The sequence below is a fragment of the Mesorhizobium sp. WSM4844 genome (assembly GCF_055811775.1).
This window is the reverse complement of sequence record NZ_JBVVQB010000145.1, coordinates 1-1365: the sequence shown is the minus strand read 5'-3', so window position 1 is coordinate 1365 and position 1365 is coordinate 1. Positions and strand designations below refer to the sequence as shown.

At 57.1% G+C, this 1365-nt stretch carries 1 protein-coding gene; it reads left to right on the top strand.

Annotated features, from left to right (window positions below; genetic code table 11):
• The coding region (locus AC0L2A_RS36155) for an aminotransferase-like domain-containing protein (RefSeq protein WP_473612956.1) at positions 1 to 1232 on the top strand (1232 nt) is incomplete at its 5' end.
• Positions 1233 to 1365: the final 133 nt, after the last annotated feature.

Here is a 1365-nt window from a genome sequence, read left to right as displayed (position 1 = left end):
CGGCAGTCTCGCTGGCGTCTGGCAGGCCGAGTGAGCGGTTCTTCGACAAGCTCGACCCCCAGGTGCTGTTGAATGCGCTAGTGGTATATGAACGCTATTCAGCTGGCGGTCACGGGGGCGGGCAATTATTGTCGCACTTGCTGCAGTATGGACGAACCGCCGGGATTATCGGCGAGCTCGTTGCGCAACAGGTCCGGTCTGATGAGGGGGTTCCCGCGAGGGCGGATCGCGTACTGATCACCTCAGGATGCCAGGAAGCGCTCGCACTCTGCCTCCCGGCGCTGTGCCCTGAAGCTGCGGATGTGCTCCTAGTCTGCAATCCCACGTATATTGGTGCGACCGGTGCAGCTAAGGCCGCAAGGGTCGCCGTTGCAGCATTGTGCAACTCAGTGCCTTGCGTTGCAGAGGCAGTCGAACTCGCCGTCCTACAATTGCGCCGGAATGGTCGGAGGGCCCGCGCTCTATACCTCATTCCCGATTTTGACAATCCGACCGGGCGCGTCCTCGACAAGGCCTCACGATGCGATATCCTTCAAGTGTGCGCAAGAAATCGGATCATCGTTCTGGAGGACAATCCATATCGGCTATTTCGGTATGAAGGTGATGAGATCCCTTCGATGGCCGCTTTGGATGAGGCGGGAAGTGTTATTTACCTGTCCACATTCTCCAAGACCTTGAGCCCAGCTCTCCGCGTGGGAGCTGCGATACTGCCCGATACATTATTTGGAGACGCGCGCGCTTGCCGGGCACTTTGGGAAAACCTGGTCCAGCTCAAGAGTTTCATTACCCTCAATACAAGCCATATTACACAAGCGATTGTAGCGGGGCTCTTGATCGAGCAGGCAGCAAGCTTGCGTGGCTGGATTCGCCCCGCGCTGGATTGCTATCGTTCAAATCGCGACGTCATGTTGCGTCAGCTGGACAGTGTGTTTTCGCCTTTCCCGGAGCAGATTCGATGGAATCGACCCTCTGGCGGCTTCTTCCTGTCTCTTGATCTTCCTTTCAGATTTGGCGCGGACAGCGTGGACGAGTGTGCAAGGTGTTACAATGTCATTGTTATGCCGATGAGCTTCTTTGCGTTGGATAACTCTCAAGACTGCCGGATTCGATTAGCATTCAGCGCGGTTACTCCCGAGCAAATCCGAACCAGTGTGACAGGTTTAGGCCGCTATGTGGCGCGGCGGTTGGGGAGGGAACTGCCCAGCTTAGTGGATGGACTGGCCGAGGGATGAAGATGGCACGTCACTCTTCACCGGAGCGCGCAAGCGCTTGCGAACCAGGCGATCGGGATAGGCCACAACCTGCAGCGCGATCAATCTCCTCCAGCGTCTTTGTTGGCAATGGTACGGTCGCAGTTAGGTGCGC